16 protein-coding genes are annotated in these 21,331 nt (G+C 42.0%); 11 read left to right on the top strand and 5 right to left on the bottom strand.

The window, feature by feature from the left end; all coding sequences use genetic code 11:
• Nucleotides 1–270 precede the first annotated feature (270 nt).
• Nucleotides 271–669 carry an ExbD/TolR family protein gene (locus tag CWC02_RS11005; protein ID WP_138618226.1) on the top strand — a complete coding sequence of 133 codons (399 nt, stop codon included), beginning with the start codon at nucleotides 271–273 and terminating at the stop codon, nucleotides 667–669.
• Nucleotides 670–727: 58 nt separating this feature from the next.
• Here the strand turns inward: CWC02_RS11005 and CWC02_RS11000 are convergent, their stop codons facing one another.
• The 4 genes from CWC02_RS11000 to CWC02_RS10985 all read right to left on the bottom strand — a co-directional run bounded on the left by CWC02_RS11000 (nucleotide 728) and on the right by CWC02_RS10985 (nucleotide 6,348).
• Nucleotides 728–3,634 (bottom strand): TonB-dependent receptor plug domain-containing protein, encoded by a 2,907-nt coding sequence (locus tag CWC02_RS11000; protein WP_502705405.1) that lies wholly within the window; start codon nucleotides 3,632–3,634, stop codon nucleotides 728–730.
• A gap of 125 nt (nucleotides 3,635–3,759) precedes the next feature.
• On the bottom strand, nucleotides 3,760–4,830 hold the full coding sequence (locus CWC02_RS10995; protein ID WP_138618222.1) for a FecR family protein: 1,071 nt from the start codon (nucleotides 4,828–4,830) through the stop codon (nucleotides 3,760–3,762).
• Complete coding sequence (locus CWC02_RS10990) at nucleotides 4,827–5,387, bottom strand: RNA polymerase sigma factor (RefSeq protein ID WP_138618220.1); 561 nt, start codon at nucleotides 5,385–5,387, stop codon at nucleotides 4,827–4,829. Before CWC02_RS10990 ends, CWC02_RS10995 begins: the two co-directional genes overlap by 4 nt.
• An 85-nt stretch (nucleotides 5,388–5,472) precedes the next feature.
• Nucleotides 5,473–6,348 (bottom strand): LysR family transcriptional regulator, encoded by an 876-nt coding sequence (locus CWC02_RS10985; protein WP_138600044.1) that lies wholly within the window; start codon nucleotides 6,346–6,348, stop codon nucleotides 5,473–5,475.
• A gap of 106 nt (nucleotides 6,349–6,454) precedes the next feature.
• Between CWC02_RS10985 and CWC02_RS10980 the strand changes: the two genes are divergently transcribed.
• From CWC02_RS10980 to CWC02_RS10935, 10 genes are all read left to right on the top strand, one after another.
• Complete coding sequence (locus CWC02_RS10980; protein ID WP_138618217.1) at nucleotides 6,455–7,108, top strand: peroxiredoxin-like family protein; 654 nt, start codon at nucleotides 6,455–6,457, stop codon at nucleotides 7,106–7,108.
• A 55-nt stretch (nucleotides 7,109–7,163) separates the two neighbouring features.
• On the top strand, nucleotides 7,164–7,856 hold the full coding sequence (locus tag CWC02_RS10975) for a haloacid dehalogenase type II (protein ID WP_138618213.1): 693 nt from the start codon (nucleotides 7,164–7,166) through the stop codon (nucleotides 7,854–7,856).
• 202 nt (nucleotides 7,857–8,058) lie between these two features.
• Nucleotides 8,059–9,264 carry an efflux RND transporter periplasmic adaptor subunit gene (locus CWC02_RS10970; protein WP_138618210.1) on the top strand — a complete coding sequence of 402 codons (1,206 nt, stop codon included), beginning with the start codon at nucleotides 8,059–8,061 and terminating at the stop codon, nucleotides 9,262–9,264.
• A 14-nt stretch (nucleotides 9,265–9,278) separates the two neighbouring features.
• Nucleotides 9,279–12,452, top strand: coding sequence for an efflux RND transporter permease subunit (locus tag CWC02_RS10965; protein WP_138618207.1), 3,174 nt, complete (start codon nucleotides 9,279–9,281; stop codon nucleotides 12,450–12,452).
• Nucleotides 12,453–12,557: 105 nt separating this feature from the next.
• On the top strand, nucleotides 12,558–13,151 hold the full coding sequence (locus CWC02_RS10960) for a PilZ domain-containing protein (protein ID WP_054553092.1): 594 nt from the start codon (nucleotides 12,558–12,560) through the stop codon (nucleotides 13,149–13,151).
• Between the two features lie 84 nt (nucleotides 13,152–13,235).
• Complete coding sequence (locus CWC02_RS10955) at nucleotides 13,236–14,294, top strand: agmatine deiminase family protein (RefSeq protein ID WP_138618204.1); 1,059 nt, start codon at nucleotides 13,236–13,238, stop codon at nucleotides 14,292–14,294.
• On the top strand, nucleotides 14,287–15,180 hold the full coding sequence (locus CWC02_RS10950) for a carbon-nitrogen hydrolase (RefSeq protein ID WP_138618201.1): 894 nt from the start codon (nucleotides 14,287–14,289) through the stop codon (nucleotides 15,178–15,180). The genes CWC02_RS10955 and CWC02_RS10950 overlap by 8 nt, the downstream gene beginning before the upstream one ends.
• A gap of 29 nt (nucleotides 15,181–15,209) precedes the next feature.
• Entirely contained in the window at nucleotides 15,210–18,683 is a 3,474-nt protein-coding gene (gene mfd / locus CWC02_RS10945) for a transcription-repair coupling factor (protein WP_138618198.1), read from the top strand.
• Nucleotides 18,683–19,516 (top strand): peptidoglycan binding protein CsiV, encoded by an 834-nt coding sequence (locus CWC02_RS10940; protein WP_054553059.1) that lies wholly within the window; start codon nucleotides 18,683–18,685, stop codon nucleotides 19,514–19,516. The genes mfd and CWC02_RS10940 overlap by 1 nt, the downstream gene beginning before the upstream one ends.
• A gap of 11 nt (nucleotides 19,517–19,527) precedes the next feature.
• Nucleotides 19,528–19,791: a hypothetical protein gene (locus CWC02_RS10935; protein ID WP_055198739.1), complete on the top strand. Its 264-nt coding sequence runs from the start codon at nucleotides 19,528–19,530 to the stop codon at nucleotides 19,789–19,791.
• 56 nt (nucleotides 19,792–19,847) lie between these two features.
• Here the strand turns inward: CWC02_RS10935 and CWC02_RS10930 are convergent, their stop codons facing one another.
• Complete coding sequence (locus CWC02_RS10930; RefSeq protein ID WP_138618195.1) at nucleotides 19,848–21,224, bottom strand: hypothetical protein; 1,377 nt, start codon at nucleotides 21,222–21,224, stop codon at nucleotides 19,848–19,850.
• Nucleotides 21,225–21,331: the final 107 nt, after the last annotated feature.

The following is a 21,331-nucleotide window of genomic DNA, read 5'->3' as shown; positions in this document are numbered from 1 at the left end:
TTCCAACAAAAGTGACCAGATACACTTCGAAATGATTTCATCAAAGCTAATAAATATTTTTTACCAACAAAAACGCTACAAACATTTAATAAACTTAGAATATTTATTTAACTACCATTTTTTTAAAAGCTGCTAACTTTAAATTTAGGATCCGAAAAACTGCTGTGGCGCCCAGCATTTTAAAAATAATCCGTGGTATTAATCACGACTATGGCTAGTCCACTTAATCGTAAATTTTGTGGCTTGGTCAAAAACAACAAGGACCTAATTATGGTGAAACAACATACAAAAACCACTGCAAACGCTGATGTAGATATGACTCCTATGCTCGATATTGTGTTTATCTTGCTGATATTTTTTATCGTCACAACCTCATTTGTTAAAGAGCGCGCTATTGAAGTCAATCGCCCTTTAGCAAAACCAAGTCTTGAAAACCCTAAAAAACAAGCGCAATTTACTATCACTGAAAATGACAGTATTTATTTTGCAAACCGGCTTATCACACCAGAGCAGATAATCGCTAACCTTGCGTTATTTGCCGCACAGTTTGAAATGACCAATGTGCAAGTAACAGCAAGTGAGCAAAGCAGCCATAAAACCTTGGTCACCTTGCTTGATAAAATAAAACAATATCAAGATGTACCAATCTCTATAAGCACGTCTTTATAACTAAAAAAGGGCCTAACGGCCCTTTGCAAGTTAAATAATAAAGGAATCTAAAGGGAGTTTAGAACTTGTACTCTGCACCTACGTAGTAGTACGCACCGTTAAAACCAAATGGTGCTGAACGACGTGAGTAAGTGAATACACCAGGGCTTGAAACAATTGTGTTGCCGCTAGCATCAACAATCGTACCCGAGCGTGAATTACCAATGGTGTTCTTATCTGGGTAAACATCAAATAAGTTATTTGCACCAATGTTAAATGATAGGTTTTCGTTAAAGAAGTAGTTAACTTTAACATCAGTTAAGATTTCAGCACCGTATGTTTGACGGCCACCATCTTCAACTGTGTATTCGCCGTAACGGTTTAGAGATAGGTTTACAGTCCAATCTTCTAAGCGGTAAAGCGCGCTTAAGTTAATGCGGTCTTCTGGTTGCCATTCTTCAATAATTGATGTTTCTTGGGCAGAAAACACATCTTCTACTGGAATAGTCTCAAGACCACTGCCTGATGGCGTAAATAAATCAACCACATCAGTTTTAGTGAAGTTAGCAGCAAAGGTGAAATCTAGCGTGCCGCCAAGACCTTCTGTGTTCCATGTGGCAACTAAATCAACACCTTCTGTTTCTGTGTCTGCACCATTTAAGAAGAACTGACCCGCACCTGCGCCTGAACTTTCAAGTGCAGCATCGAGCGTATCTGATAAACCTTTACCTAAACGGTTAGAAATAACGATACGGTCGTCGATATCAATCGAGTAGTAGTCAATGGTTAAATTGATATTGTCGGTCACGTTATACACAATACCTAAACTACGGTTTTGTGATTTCTCTTCTTTTAACTTAGGAATACCAATTGATTGCGCTAAGGTACTGTCGTTTCTAAACGTACCTACTTGCTCAGCCACTAAGCTGCCATCATCACCTACAACAAACTGAGTACTTACGTTATTAAAGTAAAGTTGTTGCATAGAAGGTGCTCTAAAACCTGTGCTTAATGCACCACGTAAAGACACATCTTCAGTAATTGACCAATTACCCGCTAACTTAAAGTTAACGGTATCACCAAAGCCTTTGTAGTTATCGTAACGTACCGCACCTGAAATGATTACATCATCGATAACATAGGTTTCTGCATCCATATAGAATGAGATCACATCGCGCGACTCATCAACAGATGATGCTGGGTCTGAACCACCAAAACCTTGCGTACCGCTTGCAGCGTCAACACTACCTACCCCGCCATTTAAGCCAGAATAGATGCTCACACCATCAACTGTATCGTAATCACGGTATGCGTATTCGCTACCTTCAAGAATACGGAACTCATCGGTACGAAGCTCAGCACCTAGTGCTAATGAGAAGTTATCGTAATCTTTGGTGTAATCAAGGTTTAGAGTTTGCAGTGATAATTCAAGGCCATATGCATACGCTGAACGTGGGATAGTGGCACGAATTTCATCAGCCGTTAAACCTTGCTCATAGCGAAGGTAGTTAGCATAAGAGCCGTTGATAGTGTCGCTTGTGGTGTAATCAATGCTGTTTTCACCGTAGGTGTACGATAAATCAATGCTTGAGTCATTATCGAACGATTTTTTATAACCAAAGTTATAAGACACGTCATCAATGACAGTATTAATTTTCGGTAAAAAACCCATAGGAATGGTTGCATCACCATCTTGTAATACAGGGTTACCATTAGCATTTGCGTTATGACGGAAAAACGCAGCTGATTCGTTTTCACGATTTGAATAAGTGATAAAGCCATATAGCTCACCACCGGCAAGCTCGTAGCCAGTGTTAACGGTTAGAGCAAATTGCTGTGAATCTGCATCACCAATTCTAAACGTATCACGAGGTGCCGTTAACTCACGAGGGTCGCCTGCTAAAAGCGTACCGTCATCAAGTTCAGTACAGCCGTAAAATTGACATGAGCCATGAAGGCCAGCACGGTTTGTCGGCGCACGGTCACGGTAGTTGATTGTGGTATTTAAATAACCTTCATCACCTAAAGCAAAACCTTTGTTGAAATCAACAGTTACAGTTTCGCCATCGCCCTCTGAGTACTCACCGTAATTAATAGCCGCTTTACCGCCCTCTTCAGCGTCTTTTAATACGATATTAATAACGCCTGCGATGGCATCTGAACCATATTGCGCAGCAGCACCATCACGTAATACTTCAATACGTTTGATTGCAGCAGCAGGAATAGCATTCATGTCGGTACCCGCCGTACCACGACCTACTGACGTATTAATGTGAATAAGGCTCGCTTGGTGGCGGCGTTTACCATTGATAAGAACTAAGGTTTGATCTGGCCCTAAGCCACGTAATGTTGCAGGGCGAAGTGCATCAGTACCATCACTGATAGACGAGCTTGAAAAGTTAAAAGACGGTGCAATAGCCTGAAGCATACGGCCAACTTCTGTTTGACCTGTATTCTCGAGTGCTTCGGCACTTAAAATATCAACCGGAACCGGTAAATCTTCAACCGAGCGTCCTGCTACACGGCTACCGACAACGGCAATTTTTTCGATGTTTTGTTCTGCTGATTGATCTTCTGCTAACGCTTGCGTATTGGCGGCAAGCAGTAATGGCACGACTGCAGCGCTGACCCCTGATACTTTGATCATGTTATTATCTATCCTATCTACTTGTTTGAGTTTTATACTCAGCAAGCCTTGTTGATCAACAACCGCATCGAGCTCAGTGCCTTCTAGCATCGCATTCAGTGCATCAAGTTTGGTGTAAAAACCAAACACTGATTGCGCTTGATATTGCTTTGCTAATTCGAAAGAAAAAATGACTGTTTGTTCGGTTTGCTTTGCAAATTCGATTAACGCCAAATCAGCTCGTTGCGCTTTGATGTCAAATTGCAGCATTTGTTTTTCAGCCGCTATTGCTACTTGGCCTGCTGTAAGGCCATAAATAACAAAAGAGGCAGGTAACAACGGCAATTGCTTACTGCGCAATTTAAACAAACAAGTGAGGAAGAAAAATCCGCTATGTAAATTTAACTTTTTTTTAATTAATTTTTTGTGACGAGAAAGTGGCGCACAATTAACATCATTAGATTGGCGTATTCTCATAGACAGAACTAACCTTTTGCAGCGATAGTTAAGCTAACACGATGTTCACCTAAACGTTGATGTTCTACACCTAAGTTGACCTGTAAAGAATCAAGCAAACCTTTAATGTCACCAGTTTTAAACACGCCAGCCACTTTTAAAGAGGCAAGTTCTGGATCATTTAATTCAAAACGTGTGGCGGTATAACGACTCACCTCTTGCAGAGCTTCGTCTAAAGACTCGCCATTAAAAATCAGCATTTCTTGTTGCCATGCCAAATCACGTTGTACGTCATCAACAGATAACTGCTTAATTGGTTCTGTTTTACTTTGTTTTATCAGTGCTTTCTCACCAGATACAACAACATTAGCGCGAAGCGCTTTTATATCTTCACTGTTATCTGAGGCGTCTTTTAAACGATTAAAGTCGCTAGCATCAACCTGCGTACCAGGATCAGCAATCATCACCTTGCCCTCGGTCACCACTAGCTCTAAGTCTGAAGCGGTATTTCGCTGAACATTAAACACCGTACCAAGTGCAGTAAATGATTTATCACCAGCAATAACCGTAAACGGACGGCTCGGATCTTTGGCAACATTAAAGCGCCCTTCACCGCGACTCAAAATTAATTGACGACGATCGCCTGAGTAGGCAACTTCGAGTTTAGTATTGGTATTAAGCTGCACAATAGTGCTGTCTGGTAACACAAATTCAGCTTGCTCACCCACTTTAGTGCGGTAAATTTTGCTAAATTTGGCGTAGTCATTTTCTTCACTTTGCCAATAGCTTGAATAGATAAGCATGATACAACCAAGCAACATCACCACTAAAAAGCTGGCTGCGGTTGACATACCAAATACAGCAGGTTGTTTTTGCGGTGCTTTATAAGGAAACAAACTACTTAACTCATTAAGCACACTCATTTCATCCCACAAGGTCGCAAGTTCAAACAGTGCCTCTTGATGAGCCATACTTTGATGAGCCCAGATATGTAATTGGCTTACTTCATCTTTAGATAAGCCTCGATCAATTGCACTGATCCAATGACTCGCCTGCTCTTGAATCATGTCTTTTGATGAAAATGGATGAACATTACTCATTTGCTCACCTCTTTTGCAGTGAACTCTGTGGTAGGGGTAAATGCCTGAGGTTGTACATCGTGTGATTTCATTGCTCGGTGAACATGCAATAAGCCTTTAGCAATATGTTTTTCAACAGTACTCTCGCTGAGATCCATTTTAGCTGCAATTTCCTTTTGGCTTAAGCCATAGACTTTTTTTAAGATAAAACATTTTTTAACCTGAGGGCTTAATTCGTTAGTTACTCGGCAAAAAAACAAAAAACGCTCTTTAGAAGTCACTTCATCTTCAAGTGCCATTGAACGCATATGATGCTCAACCTGTTGTTGTTCATCTAACGATTCTTTGTATTTATTGTCCCATTTAGCGATGTGATTCAGCGCTAAATGTTTAGCTGTTTTCAGCATGTAACTGTGAGTATATTCGATATTTTGCTTAAGATCAGCTTCATAACTTTTTATAAACGTTTCTTGTACAATATCTTCTACATCATCAGGGCTGACGATACGTGATACAAAGCGCCTAAGCTTGCTCGATATCTCAGTAAAAGCGGTGATAACCCCAGTTTGTTCTGTCATCCTTAACTCACCTTTATTATATTTTTATTGCTTTAGGGTACGAGATTTCAGTTTAATTACAAGCCATTTGTTAAGTTTTTGTACCTTAAGTAAACAAAGATTTCATAAACTCATAAAAAACCTCTGTTTTGCGCGTCACTAGGCTGTTTTGTGGTTTTAAAAACCACACTGGTGCGTCAGCATCAACAAGGCTATTAGGGAGTACTTCAATTAACCGCCCTTCGGCTAAATCTTCTTTAATTGCAATATAAGATTTAATCGCTATGCCATGGCCTGCAATCGCAGCCTGTGTCATGTTATCTGAATTAGATACAGTAAAACGCGTTCTCACATTATAATTAATGACTTGCTCGCCTTCGCTAAATTTAAGCTGTCGCTGCCATGGCAAACACACCCAGTAATGGTCTTTAAGATCCGAGACCGATTTTGGTTGCCCATATTTTTCAATATAGCTCGGTGCTGCGCACAAAATACGAGAGTTACTAACCAGCTTGCGAGAAAGCAGGTTTGAATCTGCTAACTGACCAACTCGAATAGCCACATCTTGGGCATCATCCACAATATTCACAAATTGATCTGTGATCATAAAATCGAGCTTTAAGTCGGGAAATTGCTGTTCAAAGTGGCCAAGCTCAGGCATCACAAATTTTGAGAAGACCCAAGGCGGCATAGTAACTCTTAAAAGCCCTGTCACTGCTGAGCCCCGAGCGCCAATTTGATGCTCAGCATCATATAAAGCTTCTAAAATGGCACCAGCTCGTTGATAAAACAACTCCCCTGCAGGCGATAAGCGTATTCGCCGACTATCACGAAACAACAATACAGTACTTAAGGCTTTTTCTAACTTACTTAAGCGATGACTTACCGTAGCTGGTGAGAGGCCCTGAGCTTTAGCGGCGGCAACTACACCTTGGTTTTCAACTATGGCAATAAAGGTTTCTAAATCACATAAACTGTACATGGCTTTGATTCAATGTTTTCGAATTTAGGTTTCAGTTTTGTATTGTATATATAAATATTTAAAACTCTATACTTGCTACTAATTGTAAAAAATGATTGGAGCATGTATGTCTTTAAAAACCCAAATCGACGCCTTTGAAGTGCAAAAGAAAGCCAATGTCCCAGCTGATATCTTAAATTTGATGGATGTAACGACTGAAAAACTAATTGCTGAACAATTAAGTGAACATGCTTTAAAAGTCGGTGATAAGTTTCCAGCATTTGAATTACCCGACAGCAAGGGCAAACAAATCAGCTCGACTGAACTGCTAACTAAAGGCCCGCTTGTGCTGAGTTTTTACCGTGGTGGTTGGTGCCCGTATTGTAATTTAGAGCTTCGCGCGCTTAACAATATACAACAAGCATTTGCTGATCAAAATGCACAGTTAGTTGCTGTTTCGCCACAGTTACCTGATGAATCACTGTCTACCCAACAGCATAACGAGCTAGCTTATACGGTGCTTTCTGATGTGTCTAACTCTTTGGCTAAAAAGTGTGGTTTGGTATTCACTTTGGATGAACGCTTGATCCCAGTTTACGATCAACTTGGTTTAGATATTCCAAAAGCCAATGGTGACGGAAGCTACGAATTACCACTACCAGCAACTTACGTTATTGATAGCCAAGGAGTGATTCAATTTGCATTTGCTCATGAAGATTACACTCTAAGAGCAGAGCCTTTAGATGTTCTTAACGCAGTTAAGGCACTAAATCATGTTTAAAAAAGTATTTTTTAGTCTAGTTTTATTGGTAACCCTAACTTACTCGGGAGGCACAATGGCAGAGTCTCAACACCAAGCTAAACCAAAAGTAATTGTGTTTGATGTCAACGAAACCTTGCTTGATCTTGAACAAATGCAAACCTCAGTCGCTAAAGCGCTTGATGGCAATACCCAGCTATTGCCACTTTGGTTTTCGACAATGCTTCACCACTCTTTAGTAAGTACGGTATCGAATGATTATCATGACTTTGGTGAAATCGGTGTTGCAGCACTGATGATGGTGGCAAGTAATAATCAAATTTCGTTAACCAACGAGCAAGCAAAACAAGCGATTGTACCACCGCTTTTATCTTTACCTGCGCATAGCGATGTTAAACCAGCTTTAGCGAAATTAAAGCAAAACTACAAACTGGTCAGCTTTACAAATTCGTCAAATAACGGTGTAAAAGCACAGTTCCAACATGCTGGTTTAACAGATTACTTTACTCACAGTTACAGTGTTGAAGATATTAAAGTGTATAAACCCGATCTGCGCGCTTACAAGTGGTTGCTTGAACAATTAAATGTAGCGCCTCACGAAGCTTTAATGGTTGCTGCTCACGGCTGGGATGTAGCAGGCGCTAAAGAAGCGGGTATGCAAACAGCGTTTATCGCAAGGCCCGGTAAAACGCTTTACCCATTGGCAAAGCAACCAGACTACATTGTTAAAAACCTAGAAGAGTTAGCCTCTTTACTAACGAAAAAGTAAAAAACGATTTAAACCGTTATATCAACGCAAAGCGAAAATGCTTTGCGTTTTTTTGCGCCTAACAAAAAAGTAAACTACAGGGTGTACCTTTCTCTTTTTTGGGTATAAACTAAACGCTAAATGAATATGCATAGTGACGTCTTTCATCCTGATAGACTATTTTTTATGTATACCTACTTAACAATTGGACTGTGGAGTAAACATGCGTCTGCCTTTCGCACCTGCCAAATTATCATTATCTGCGTTGTTATTAGTTTCTGCTCCTTTGCTACTGCAAGGTTGTTCAGAAGCGCCACAGCAACAACAGGGTCAAATGCACCCCGCTGCTGTCGCGACTATGACAATGGAAACACACGATGCCCCTTTTACGATTGAGCTGCCAGCGACGTTGTCTGGTTCTAAAGAAGTTGAAGTTCGTGCCCGTGTCACCGGTATTCTTGAATCACGCAACTTTGAAGAAGGTCAGCGTGTAGAGCAAGGCCAATCACTGTTTACAATTGACCTTGAACCTTATCAACTTGCGGTTGATCGTGCGCAAGCAGCACTTGATGGTGCAAAAGCAGCGCTTGTTCAAGCTGATCGTGACGTTAAACGATTAGCTAAACTACGTGCCGAAAAATCTGTTTCACAACGTGACTACGATAACGCTAGTTCAACCAATGATATTGCTAAAACTGATTTAGCCGCTGCAAAAGTTGCCTTAAAAGAAGCGCAACTAAACCTTGAATATGCGCAAGTGAAAGCCCCTGTTGCAGGTGTAATGGGACGTGAGTTTGTTTCTGAAGGAACCTATGTTTCTGGTCCAGATTTATTACTGACTCAAATGACTCAGTTTGACCCTATTCGTATTCGTTTTGGCTTATCTGAGCGTGAACAACTGCAAATGCGTCAAGATGTTAAAAATGGCTCACTGACGTTACCTGAGCAAGGCCATTGGAAAACACAAATTAAACTTCAAGACGGCTCGTTATACGGACAAACCGGTGAAGTTAACTTCTCAGATGTGCGTATTAATCCAAACACAGGTACCAGTGAGTTTCAGGCAATTATTCCTAACCCTGATTTTCAACTTCGCCCGGGCCAATTCGTGCGCGTTGAGTTAAGTGGTGCAGTACGCAAAAACGCTTTCATCGTACCGCAACGTGCAGTACTTGATAACGGCACCGGTAAGTTTGTTTATGTAGTAAGTAAAAACGAGCAAGGTATGGATGTCGCTTTACCTGCCCCTGTTACTGTAGGTGAATGGATCAAAAAAACTGAGAACGAGCAATACCAAAACTTTTGGTTAATTCGCAGTGGGTTAAAAGAAGGCGACCAAGTTATTGTTGATGGCATGGCACGTATTTTCTTCCCGGGTATGCCAGTCAATGTTGGCAAACCAGCCGCTAACCCAAGCCACGCAGAATAAGCACAGGGAGTCTTATGTTTTCTCGTTACTTTATAGACAGACCCATTTTTGCGTTTGTTATCTCTATTGTTATTGTGCTTGCGGGCCTTGCTGCGATGCGCAGCTTACCTGTGGCGCAATATCCTGAAATAGCACCACCGGTTGTACAAGTAACCGCAGCCTACCCAGGTGCATCTGCCGATGTACTTGAGCAAACGGTTGCGACACCGATTGAAAATGCCATTACCGGTGTTGAAGGCATGATGTATATGTCATCAACGTCAACGAGTGCAGGTTCAACCACCATCGAAGTTACTTTTGAAATTGGTACTGATGTTGACCAAGCAGCCGTTAACGTAAACAACCGTGTTAAGCAGGTTGAAGCACGTTTACCTGAAGAAACACGCCGCCAAGGTGTGGTAGTTCAAAAAGGTTCTTCTAGCTTTTTACAAGTTCATGCCTTTTACTCACCAGATGGAACACGTTCAAGTTTATGGACATCAAACTATGTCACTATGAACGTACTTGACCGTGTTAAACGTATTCCTGGTACCACCAGTGTACAAATTTTTGGTGCCAAAGATTACGCAATGCGTATTTGGCTGCGCCCTGATGTAATGAGCCAGTTAGGTGTCACTGTTGAAGAAATTGCAGGGGCAATCCGTGTTCAAAACTCGCAATACGCGGCAGGTAAAATTGGTGCTACACCGACTACGCAATCTCCACAAGAGCTCGTTTACAGTGTAACTGCACAAGGGCGTTTGTCTGAGCCTGAGCAGTTTGAAAATATCATTATTCGTTCAAACACTGACGGCAGTAGCTTACGCTTAAAAGACGTTGCCCGCGTTGAACTTGGCTCAAAAGATTATAACTTCAAAGGAACAATTAACGGTAAAGAAGCTGTACTGTTGGGTATCTTCTTGCAACCGGGTGCTAACGCTCTTGATGTAGCTGAAGAAGTAAACAGTGTTATTGAAGAAATGAAAAGCCAGTTCCCTACCGGACTTGCACATTTAACCTCGTACGACACAACCCGCTTTGTTGAAGTATCAATCCGTGAAGTTGTAAAAACACTGCTTGAAGCCATGGTATTAGTATTCTTAGTGGTGTACTTATTCTTACAAAACTGGCGCGCCACGCTTATTCCAACTCTTGCAGTGCCAGTATCACTACTGGGCACATTTGCCGGCATGTATATGCTGGGTTACTCAATTAACTCACTCACCTTATTCGGTATGGTGCTGTCGATTGGTATTGTTGTTGATGATGCCATCGTGGTGCTTGAAAACGTTGAGCGTATCATGCACGAAGAAGGGCTAGGTGCTAGAGAAGCCGCTGTTAAAGCGATGGGCGAAGTAAGCGGCCCGGTGGTGGCAATTGTTTTAGTACTTTGCTCAGTGTTTGTGCCAATTGCATTTTTAGGTGGCTTAACCGGTGAGTTATTCCGCCAGTTCGCTATTACAATTTCGATTGCTGTAAGTTTATCGGGTGTCGTTGCTTTAACGATGACGCCAGCGCTTTGTGTACTTATTTTAAAACAAGAACACAAGCAAACTGCTCGCTTCTTCTTATGGTTTAACGACATGTTTACCAAGATCACCGGCCGTTACGTTGGTGCTGTTGGCTTTATGGTACGCCGTGGTCTGTTAGGGCTGATCTTAATGACAGGTATGATTGCCGCAACGATTGGCCTTTGGCAAAACACCCCAGGTTCGCTTGTGCCAGATGAAGACCAAGGTTATTACATCTCTGCAATTTTCTTACCTGACGGTTCATCACTTGAGCGCACAGAGCAAGTCACGCAGCAAGTTGTTGAGGCCGTGCAATCAAACCCAGCGAACGAAAACGTGGTAGCGTTTACCGGTTTTGACTTTATTGGCGGTGGTTACAAAAACAGCGCTGCAACCTTATTCGTTACACAAAAACATTGGGATGAGCGCGAAGTTGATACCAAGGCACTGGTGCAAGAGCTCTTCATGAAAACAGCAGGTATAAAAGAGGCGCTCGTTCTTGCCTTTAATCCTCCGGCTATTTTTGGTTTAGGTAACACAGGTGGTTTTGAGTTTTACATTCAAAACAAAGGTGATAGCGACCCAGACAAACTTCAACATGCAATGCAGTTGATGACAGCTGAAGCACAAAAGAGCCCTATCATCAGTGGTCTGCAAACACTTTGGCGCCCTGATGCACCACAGCTACGTGTTGATGTTGACCGTGAACAAGCCCGTGCCATGGGTGTCGAAATTGATGATGCATTTACTGCTCTTGCAGGTAACTTAGGGACTTATTACGTTAACGACTTCAATAAATTTGGTCGCGCATGGCAAGTACTAATGTCTGCAGACGCTGAATTTAGAATGAAGCCTGATGACATTGGCCGTATCTATGTTAAAAACAACCAAGGTACTATGGTGCCGCTTTCAGCCTTTACCACTATCGAGTATAGCCGTGGCCCAGAAAACCTAAATCGTTATAACAACTTACCTGCTGTTAAACTGATGGGTAATGCAGCACCGGGTTACAGTTCGGGTCAAGCTATTGCTGAAGTTGAGCGTATTGCACAAGCCGTTTTACCACCTAATATGACCTACGAGTGGACAGGCTCTGCATTCCAAGAGAAACGCAGTTCAGGCACCACAGGAATTGCCTTAGGCCTTGCTGTGATCATGGTATTTTTGATTCTAGCAGCGCTATATGAGCGTTGGTCACTACCGCTGTCTGTGATGCTTGCTTTGCCATTTGGTACCTTTGGTGCGCTTATAGCGGTTTGGGTTGTGGGCATGACAAACGATGTGTACTTCCAAATTGGTCTGGTAACACTTCTTGGTCTTGCCAGTAAGAACGCGATTCTTATTGTTGAATACGCCTTGATGAAACATCAACAAGGCTGGAGCGCAAGTACGGCTGCGCTTGAGGCTGCACGGTTACGTTTTAGACCAATCATTATGACTTCGCTTGCATTCATTTTGGGCGTTGTGCCTTTAGTACTAAGCTCTGGCGCAGGTGCAGGTGCCCGTCACAGTGTTGGTACCGGTGTAATGGGCGGTATGATGGCAGCGACATTCCTTGCAGTATTCTTTGTGCCGCTGTTCTTTTATTGGTTAACGGCACGTAAGTTAACTGAAAAACGTTCAAGACAAGAGCTTGCTGATGAGATAGCAGCACATCATCAACAAGAACATGTCAAAACCCAAGAGGGTAACCTGTAAAAAATGAAGGGCAAACAATGAGTTTGCCCTTTTTTTTGATTATTTGATTACTAGCAATTTACTGCTTCGAACGCTAGTATTAAGGAAAGATGTGTGGAGTACAGCATGAATAATCAAAAATTAGCCGAATTTGAACAGTATTTTCAAATCAACGAGAGCAACCGTGTCAATTTATATGCGGTTGAACCAAGTGCTGTGCCAAAAACCAATGCTGAACTTGAAGCGGATATCCCTGCCCTGTTTAAACTTGCCAACGAAGTAAACGAACTTGAGCAAACAAGCTTACGACCACTTCGTAATCTAGGTGATGTTGCACAAGAACTGGCGGCCTTTTTACAGGCGCAATCTCGTAAAATTGATTTAATCATGAGTCACATCTTAGCCTCAGAGCAACCTGACGATAACGCAAACTATTGCGATAGTTATGGCGGTGGCGGTGTAAAACTTACCTCCGCTGATGTGTATGAATTAGGGCAAACATTTCGCACTAAGTTATTCTTACAACACGAAGCATCAGCTATTTATTGCTATACCGAATTAGTGGCCATTGAAAAATGCGATGATGATAAATACCAATACACATTATTGTTTACTGCCATTCGCGATGCTGACCAAGATTTAGTCGTAAGAGCAGCCCTGCACGCACAAACACGCCAACTTAAAAAACGTCAGCAAGAAAACAATCAGCAAGACAAATAAAAATCACGCAGGATCGCGCACAAAAAGCTGACATCTATGGCTAAAATGCTAAACTAGCCCCACCTTAGTTTGTTTAATACCTTCATGAAATTTAGACTTTTACCTGAATGGGCTGAGCAAGATGCTGTTATGCTTACTTGGCCTCATCAAGACACAGATTGGGCAGCAAATTTAACCGCTGTTGAGCCTGTGTATGTAGCACTTTGCCAAGCAATAAGCCAACAACAAGATGTTGTGATTGTAGCTCATGATAATGCTCTCAAAGCACATATTGCAGCTTTACTTGCAAATGCAGAGGTTGATGCTAATCGCATTCACTTTGTGGTGACACCCTGTAACGATACCTGGGCACGTGACCATGGCCCATTGACCTGTGCGAATATTGATGACGCAACAGAATTGAAAGTAATGGATTTTATTTTTAATGGGTGGGGCAATAAGTTTGCAAGTGATCTTGATAACCAAATTAATCAAGTACTTGTAAAACAAGTCGCTAGCCCTATAAATGGTTATCAGCAAAGTGATCTGGTTCTTGAAGGCGGTGGCGTCGAGATCAATGAACACGGCGTGTTACTAACAACTAGCGAGTGCTTATTAAACCCAAATCGTAACCCAGAACTCACAAAAGCAGATATAGAACAAACGCTGGTTGAGCAACTGGGTGCTACGTCGTTTCTTTGGGTTGATCATGGTTACCTTGCAGGTGATGATACCGACAGCCATATTGATACGCTGGTACGTTTTGCCCCAAACAACACCCTTGTTTATGTTAAGTGCGACGATAAAAATGATGAGCACTTTGCAGCCCTTGATGCAATGGAAAAACAACTGCAATCATTTAAAACAGCAGAGGGTGAAAACTACACGCTGATTGCCTTACCTTGGCCAAAAGCAGTGTTCGATGAAGATGGTGACAGATTACCTGCCACATACGCTAATTATTTAATTATCAATAAAACCGTTTTAGTACCAATTTATGGTGATGAAAACGATCAACTGGCGCTTGGTCAGGTTGCCAAAGCATACCCAGATCACACTGTAGTGGGTATTAATTGTGTGCCAATTATTCACCAATTTGGCAGCTTACACTGTATTACAATGCAATTACCGCGCGGCTTTTTAGCAGGAACAAACAATGACTAAACCAACGCATTTAAAGGTTGCTCTTGTTCAGCAATCAAACACCGATAATGCTCAAGACAATATGGCAAAATCAATTGCTGGTATTCGTGATGCAGCAAGCCAAGGCGCTAAGCTTATTGTTCTTCAAGAGCTACACCGTAGCTTATATTTTTGCCAAACCGAAGATGTAGACGTTTTTGATTTAGCAGAAACAATCCCGGGCCCAAGCACAGACACCTTAGGTGCACTAGCCAAAGAACTTAATGTGGTGATCGTGTCATCATTATTCGAAAAGCGCGCTATGGGTCTTTATCACAATACTGCTGTGGTACTTGAAACTGACGGCAGCATTGCCGGTAAATACCGTAAAATGCATATTCCTGATGACCCAGGCTTTTACGAGAAGTTTTATTTTACACCGGGTGATTTAGGTTTTGAGCCTATTCAAACCTCTGTCGGTAAACTTGGTGTATTAGTGTGTTGGGATCAATGGTTCCCTGAGGCTGCACGCTTAATGGCAATGGCCGGTGCTGAAATTTTAATTTACCCAACAGCCATTGGTTGGGACCCGCGTGATGAAAAAGACGAGCAAACACGTCAAAAAGACGCTTGGGTTATTTCCCAACGCGCTCATGCAGTTGCCAACGGCGTGCCGGTGATCAGCTGTAACCGTGTTGGCCACGAAAGTGATCCAAGCGGTCAAAGTGAAGGTATTCAGTTCTGGGGTAACTCGTTTATCGCGGGCCCTCAAGGTGAAATTTTAGCCGAAGCGAACAACAGCGATGAGCAATTATTAGTTGTTGAATTAGACCAAGCACGTAGTGAAAACATACGTCGAATTTGGCCTTACCTTCGTGATCGTCGTATCGATCACTATCAGGACTTAACCAAGATTTATCGAGACTAAGCAGTAAAAACAGTTTAAAGGAGTAGTAAATGGCGTTTGCGCAATGGGCAGCATTGCCTTGGGTAAAATCTGAAAAAGATAAAATTCAATGGGGACAACTTACCGGTAGCGGGCTTAGCATCGCTATCGCAGAAGGTGTAAAACAACACAACGAGCTGGTTGTGATTGTCACCCCAGATACGCCAAGCGCCCTACGCCTTGAAACTGAACTCGAATTTCTGTTGCCTGAAAACCCAGTCATGGTCTTTCCTGACTGGGAAACACTCCCTTATGATCATTTTTCGCCCCATCAAGATATTATTTCGGCGCGCTTAGCCACGTTAAATACCTTAAAAAAAGAACAACAAAGTGTATTAATCGTGCCAGTGTCGACCTTGATGCTGCGCACTGCCCCTGCTTCGTTTATTTATGGTTCAACCCTTAACTTTAAAGTGGGCGATACCTTAGATACCCACACACTGCGTGAAAACTTAGAACAAGCGGGCTATTTACATGTACAACAAGTGATGGAGCACGGTGAATACGCGATTCGCGGCTCTATCGTTGACTTATACCCTATGGGTAGCCCACACCCATTCCGTTTAGACTTTTTTGATGATGAGCTCGACAGCATTCGTTTATTTGATGTTGAAAGCCAGCGCTCAGATGAAAAGGTCGACAAAATTGAGTTACTGCCAGCCCACGAATTCCCAACTAACGACGCTGACATTGAGCGTTTTCGTATCAACTATCGTGAACAATTTGGCGCAAGCTCTGAGCAAGACTCAATTTATATGCAGGTGACTAAAGGAACCTGGCCTGCAGGTATCGAATATTACATGCCCCTGTTTTTTGATGAATTGGCAACTATCTTCGATTACTTACCAAGTAATACAACCTTTATGCATTTTGGCGATATTGAACATGCTGCTGATCAGTTTTGGCATGATGTGAATGTACGCTATGAAAACCGACGTGTTGATCCGCTCAGACCTTTACTTGAACCCGTGAAGCTGTATCAAAGCGTGAATGAGCTGTTTGGTGAATTTGGTAAATACGCGCGTATTCGTTTATCGCAAGCAAAATTAGGCACCAAAGCGGGTCACACCAACCTTGCTAGTAAAGAGCTGCCAAATGTTCGTATTGATCATAAGTTACATCAACCGTACCAAGGTTTAATTGACTATGTTGCCAGTGAGAAAAAACAAAAAGGCCGCGTGCTGCTCTCGGTTGAATCGGATGGCCGCCGCGAATCATTACTCACTTTATTAAAGCCAAGTGGTTTAAAGCTTAAAGAATTTGAATCGTTTAGCGATTTTACCAATAGTTCGAGTGATGTTGGCCTAATTGTTTCACCACTTGAGCAAAGTGTGGTGCTAGACGGTAAGCCACGTTTAACCATTATCACAGAGCAAGAATTATTAGGCATCAAGGTCTCGCAGCGTCGACGCCGTAAACACAAATACGAAGCTAGCCAAGACGCGCTTATTCGTAACCTTGCTGAGCTACGTGAAGGTCAACCGATTGTGCACCTTGATCATGGTGTAGGACGCTATCAAGGCCTTGAAACCATTGATGCTGCCGGTGTGATCACTGAGTTTGTTACGATCATCTACGCCAACGAGGCAAAGCTATACGTGCCCGTTTCTGCATTACATATGCTTAGCCGCTATTCTGGTGGCGAAGAGGCCTCGGCCCCGCTCCATAAATTGGGCTCCGATGCATGGGAAAAAGCCAAGAAACGTGCCGCTGAAAAAGTCCGTGATGTGGCTGCTGAACTGTTAGATATTTACGCAAAACGCCAAGCTAAACCTGGCAATAAATTTAAGCTTGATGGCAGTGCTTATCGTCAGTTTAGCGACAGCTTCCCATTTGAAGAAACTGACGATCAACGCAACGCCATTGAGTCTGTGCTCGGTGATATGCAAAGTAAGCAAGCGATGGACCGTTTAGTATGTGGTGACGTTGGCTTTGGTAAAACTGAAGTGGCAATGCGCGCAGCCTTTGTGGCAGTGAATGATAACAAGCAAGTTGCGGTACTTGTACCAACCACACTGCTTGCACAGCAGCATTATGAAAACTTTAAAGACCGCTTTGCCGATTTACCAATTGAGGTTGGCGTTTTATCGCGCTTTAACTCAACCAAAGAGCAAAAAGACACCCTAGATAAAATGGCTGAGGGTAAATTAGATATCGTGATTGGTACTCACAAGCTTATTCAACAAGATATTCAATTTAAAGATTTGGGCTTGTTGATTGTTGACGAAGAGCACCGTTTTGGGGTGCGTCAAAAAGAAAAAATCAAAGCATTACGTGCCGATGTCGATATTTTAACGCTCACAGCAACCCCTATCCCACGTACATTAAATATGGCAATGAGTGGCATGCGCGACTTATCAATCATAGCCACACCGCCTGCGAAACGCTTAGCGGTTAAAACCTTTGTTAGACAAAGAGATGCTGAACTAATTCGCGAAGCAATTCTGCGTGAGATTAAACGCGGTGGTCAGGTGTACTTCTTACATAATAATGTTGAAACCATAGACCGAGTCGCAGAGGAAATCAGTGAATGGGTCCCTGAAGCCAGCGTAACAACGGCACATGGTCAAATGCGAGAGCGCGAGCTTGAACAAATTATGAGTGATTTTTATCACCAAAAATATAACGTGATTGTGTGTACCACTATTATCGAAACCGGTATCGATGTACCCACTGCCAACACCATTATTATGGATAGAGCAGATAAGCTGGGTCTGGCACAACTGCATCAGTTGCGTGGTCGTGTAGGCCGAAGCCATCACCAAGCGTATGCCTACCTACTGACTGGTAACCCTAAATCACTCAGTAAAGATGCGGTTAAACGCCTTGAAGCGATTGAATCACTGGAAGACTTGGGTGCAGGTTTTGCGCTCGCAACCCATGACTTAGAAATTCGTGGTGCCGGTGAGCTGCTTGGTGATGATCAATCAGGTCAAATGCAAACCATTGGCTTTAGTTTGTATATGGAAATGCTTGAGCAAGCGGTTAACTCCCTCAAAGAAGGTAAAGAGCCAACCCTTGAGAACTTATTAGGTCAACAAACTGAGGTTGACTTAAAGCTGCCAGCGTTATTACCTGATGATTATATTCATGATGTAAACGTACGTTTAGGAATCTATAAACGCATTGCAAGCTGTGCTAATCTCAATGATATGGACGAGTTACAGGTAGAGCTGATTGACCGTTTTGGTCTGCTGCCTGACGCCACTAAAAACTTATTCAGTTTGCAGCAATTAAAACTGCAAGCAAGTAATATCGGCATTAAGAAGATTGAAGCAAACCCGAAAGGCGGCTATTTTGAGTTTAGCCAGCATACAAAGGTTAACCCTAGCTTCATTATAGGTTTGATACAAAGTGCACCGCAGGTGTATAAAATGGATGGCGCAAATAAACTGCGCTTTGCAATTAGCGAAGCCAACGCTCGCGAACGCTTAAAAATGGTCACTGCAATGATTGCAGATTTCGAAAAAAAGGTTAGCCATTAATGTTGTTTAGAAATAGTTTACTACTGCTTTGTTGCTTATATACAAGCTCGTCATTTGCAGCACGTTGGTTCGAAATAGAAGTTCTTATTTATAAACAGCGCCCAGCCCCTTATTTACAGGAAGATTTCAGTTTAAAACACGATGAGATCAAGGCAAAGCGTAGCAAAGATTTATTATCTCCTGCATACACAGCACAAGCGAAGCAAGCGTGTATTGAAGGTGATAGCCGCTTTCGCTCAAATTCGTTTACCGATTCTTTAGTGAATAGCAACCCTCACTCTAATGTATGTGACGACAGTGTTGATTTTTTAGCAAGCTATAATCAACTGCCTGTTACACCCGTTGTTGAGCCCCGTGAAGACACTGACGACATTTACTTAATGGCGCCAGAACAATTACAATTTGTTGAGCAAAAAAATCAGCTTGATAGAAAAGGCTTAACCCCTATTTTGCACACTGGGTGGCGTTTTCCTGAAATGAGTGAAAGAAACGCACCCAGTATCCGTTTATTTTCCGGTGAACACTTAGCAAAACACTCAACCCCAGTAGAGAATGAAAATAACGACTTTATAAGCCTAGTGGGCCCTACTGAGCGCTATATTCCCGACCAGTTGCAAAATGTGCCAAAGTGGGAATTTGATGGTTTAATGAAAATTTATGTTCGTCACTACCTATTTATAAACGCAGATTTTGATATTAGTCAGCGCCTAGAAAACGGTGATTACGAAAAAGCACGTTTTTCACAATTTAAACGTGTGATAAGTAACGAGATACATTATTTTGATCACCCACGTATGGGTATGATCGTGCAAATAAGACGCTACAACCATTAATGGATACAATTATGAAAAAATATATGGCAATTGCAGCAGCGGCTGCGGCACTTACTTTAGCTGGTTGCTCAAAAGTAAATTTAGAGAACTACGAAAAAATTGAAATTGGTATGGATAAAACTGAGGTTGAAGCTATTTTAGGTTCAGCTGATAAGTGTGAAGAAAAGACACTACACACTAACTGTATCTGGGGTAACAAAGATAAAAACATCGAAATTACCTTAGTATCAGACAAAGTGTCGCTTTACAGCAAAACAGGTTTAGACGCTAAATAAACCGAAATGGGTGGCCAAGGCCACCCTTTCATCTTTCATCTTTCATCTTTCATCTTTCATCTTTCATCTTTCAGAATGTCAGTTTGTGAGTAAATACGCTCAATATTAACAATTTTGCTGCGATTTAACGTAATCTTGTAGCGCTGATATAAAGTTTCATCTTCGCTTTGTGTAAACACTAATACCACATTTAACTGATAACGCCTCTCTACAGCTTTCTTAGAGATTTTATTACTATCTAGATGATAGAGCTTACCTTCACCCCGCTTTAAATAGCGAGCAAACGGTGCCAAGCTAAATTGCATGGTTTGTTGCAAGGTATCGTAGCCAGGTAAAAACTCTTTCGCGTTAACTTGTGTTTCGCTTGCAAAATGCAGCCACTGAGCAGCCTGTTTATTTTGATGACGTCGCTTCGAAAAAATTCTTCTTACCGCTTTAGGCAGGCGTTTAAAACTGGTGTATTCAAGCCAAATGTATTGGCTGGCAATTTTGTCTTTAGTAATGCTATTTTTAAATTGAAAGCGCCATTTTGGTCGCCCTCGTACGATAGCTCGCCAGATCACCCGTGTTATGTCTTCTTTAAATATTTCACGAAGACCATAAATAACACCCAAGATCAAAATCAACGTCGCTGTTACTTCGGTAAAATTTGAGCGAGCATTTAACACAACCAACATCACAAAGGCCATGATCACAGCGGTCACCGTGCCCTTTACCATACGTTTTAAATAACTGTTTAAGTGACGCGTGCTACGTGTAAGCACAACTCCATGCTCAATCAAACGTTGTAATAGGCGCATTTTATTGGTGATACGGTTGGCATCTTCAAGTGTTGATTGCGAATTATATTCTTGCTCTTCACGGTAACTGTTTTCAGCTTTACAAAACTCTAATAGATCACTGCGCTCTTTTGCAAAATCACTACTGCGCGGCCCTTCATCCAGTAGTTTCAAAAATGACTGCTCTACATGCCAGCTTAAGTAGTTATCGGCGTTTTTATAAAATGGCAGCAGTTTTTCATCATCTGGGGTATAGCGTCTTAGCTTTTTCAACAAGCCTTTGGTTTGCTGGCACAACTCAATGGCTGCAGGGTAAAACTCGTCGGCTTCTTGGTGTTTTAGGGTGTCTTTAATATCGGCATTCAGCGCGAGTCGAACTTGATAACAATATAAGTTTAAGTTTTGCCGATAATCTTGCTGTTCACCTTTGTTTTTACTAACAAAGCGGCTTCTCACTAAGGGTAAGTGAATGTTGTTAGCGTTATACGCAAGGTGCGATTTAAAGTTATTATTAAAGAATGATTCTTCGCTCAGTGTTTGTGGGTTAACACTCATTTCATTCGGAATAGAGAAATACAGGTCGAGTCGTTGCTCTGTGCGTGGTTTAAGCTCAGGCTCAATAATAAAAGATAAGTTTTCGTCTTGTTTAAGCAATATCACCTCGTTTGTTAAAACTACCTCTATAGTTTACGCGTTGATAGGCTTTCAGACAATAAAAAAGGCCCAGTAAAAACTGGGCCTTAGTAATCATTTCAAACTAG

Source organism: Pseudoalteromonas sp. S2721 (assembly GCF_005887425.1).
GTDB lineage: Bacteria > Pseudomonadota > Gammaproteobacteria > Enterobacterales > Alteromonadaceae > Pseudoalteromonas > Pseudoalteromonas simplex.
The sequence above is the reverse complement of the archived record's forward strand: the minus strand, read 5'-3'. Positions and strand labels throughout refer to the sequence as shown.

What these genes read in the sequence shown, in the direction of transcription:
- CWC02_RS11005 (WP_138618226.1), top strand. Translation starts at nt 271, where the DNA reads ATGGTGAAACAACATACAAAAACCACTGCAAACGCTGATGTAGATATG.
- CWC02_RS10995 (WP_138618222.1), bottom strand. Translation starts at nt 4,830, where the DNA reads ATGAGTAATGTTCATCCATTTTCATCAAAAGACATGATTCAAGAGCAG.
- CWC02_RS10990 (WP_138618220.1), bottom strand. Translation starts at nt 5,387, where the DNA reads ATGACAGAACAAACTGGGGTTATCACCGCTTTTACTGAGATATCGAGC.
- CWC02_RS10985 (WP_138600044.1), bottom strand. Translation starts at nt 6,348, where the DNA reads ATGTACAGTTTATGTGATTTAGAAACCTTTATTGCCATAGTTGAAAAC.
- CWC02_RS10980 (WP_138618217.1), top strand. Translation starts at nt 6,455, where the DNA reads ATGTCTTTAAAAACCCAAATCGACGCCTTTGAAGTGCAAAAGAAAGCC.
- CWC02_RS10975 (WP_138618213.1), top strand. Translation starts at nt 7,164, where the DNA reads ATGGCAGAGTCTCAACACCAAGCTAAACCAAAAGTAATTGTGTTTGAT.
- CWC02_RS10970 (WP_138618210.1), top strand. Translation starts at nt 8,059, where the DNA reads ATGCGTCTGCCTTTCGCACCTGCCAAATTATCATTATCTGCGTTGTTA.
- CWC02_RS10965 (WP_138618207.1), top strand. Translation starts at nt 9,279, where the DNA reads ATGTTTTCTCGTTACTTTATAGACAGACCCATTTTTGCGTTTGTTATC.
- CWC02_RS10960 (WP_054553092.1), top strand. Translation starts at nt 12,558, where the DNA reads ATGAATAATCAAAAATTAGCCGAATTTGAACAGTATTTTCAAATCAAC.
- CWC02_RS10955 (WP_138618204.1), top strand. Translation starts at nt 13,236, where the DNA reads ATGAAATTTAGACTTTTACCTGAATGGGCTGAGCAAGATGCTGTTATG.
- CWC02_RS10950 (WP_138618201.1), top strand. Translation starts at nt 14,287, where the DNA reads ATGACTAAACCAACGCATTTAAAGGTTGCTCTTGTTCAGCAATCAAAC.
- mfd (WP_138618198.1), top strand. Translation starts at nt 15,210, where the DNA reads ATGGCGTTTGCGCAATGGGCAGCATTGCCTTGGGTAAAATCTGAAAAA.
- CWC02_RS10940 (WP_054553059.1), top strand. Translation starts at nt 18,683, where the DNA reads ATGTTGTTTAGAAATAGTTTACTACTGCTTTGTTGCTTATATACAAGC.
- CWC02_RS10935 (WP_055198739.1), top strand. Translation starts at nt 19,528, where the DNA reads ATGAAAAAATATATGGCAATTGCAGCAGCGGCTGCGGCACTTACTTTA.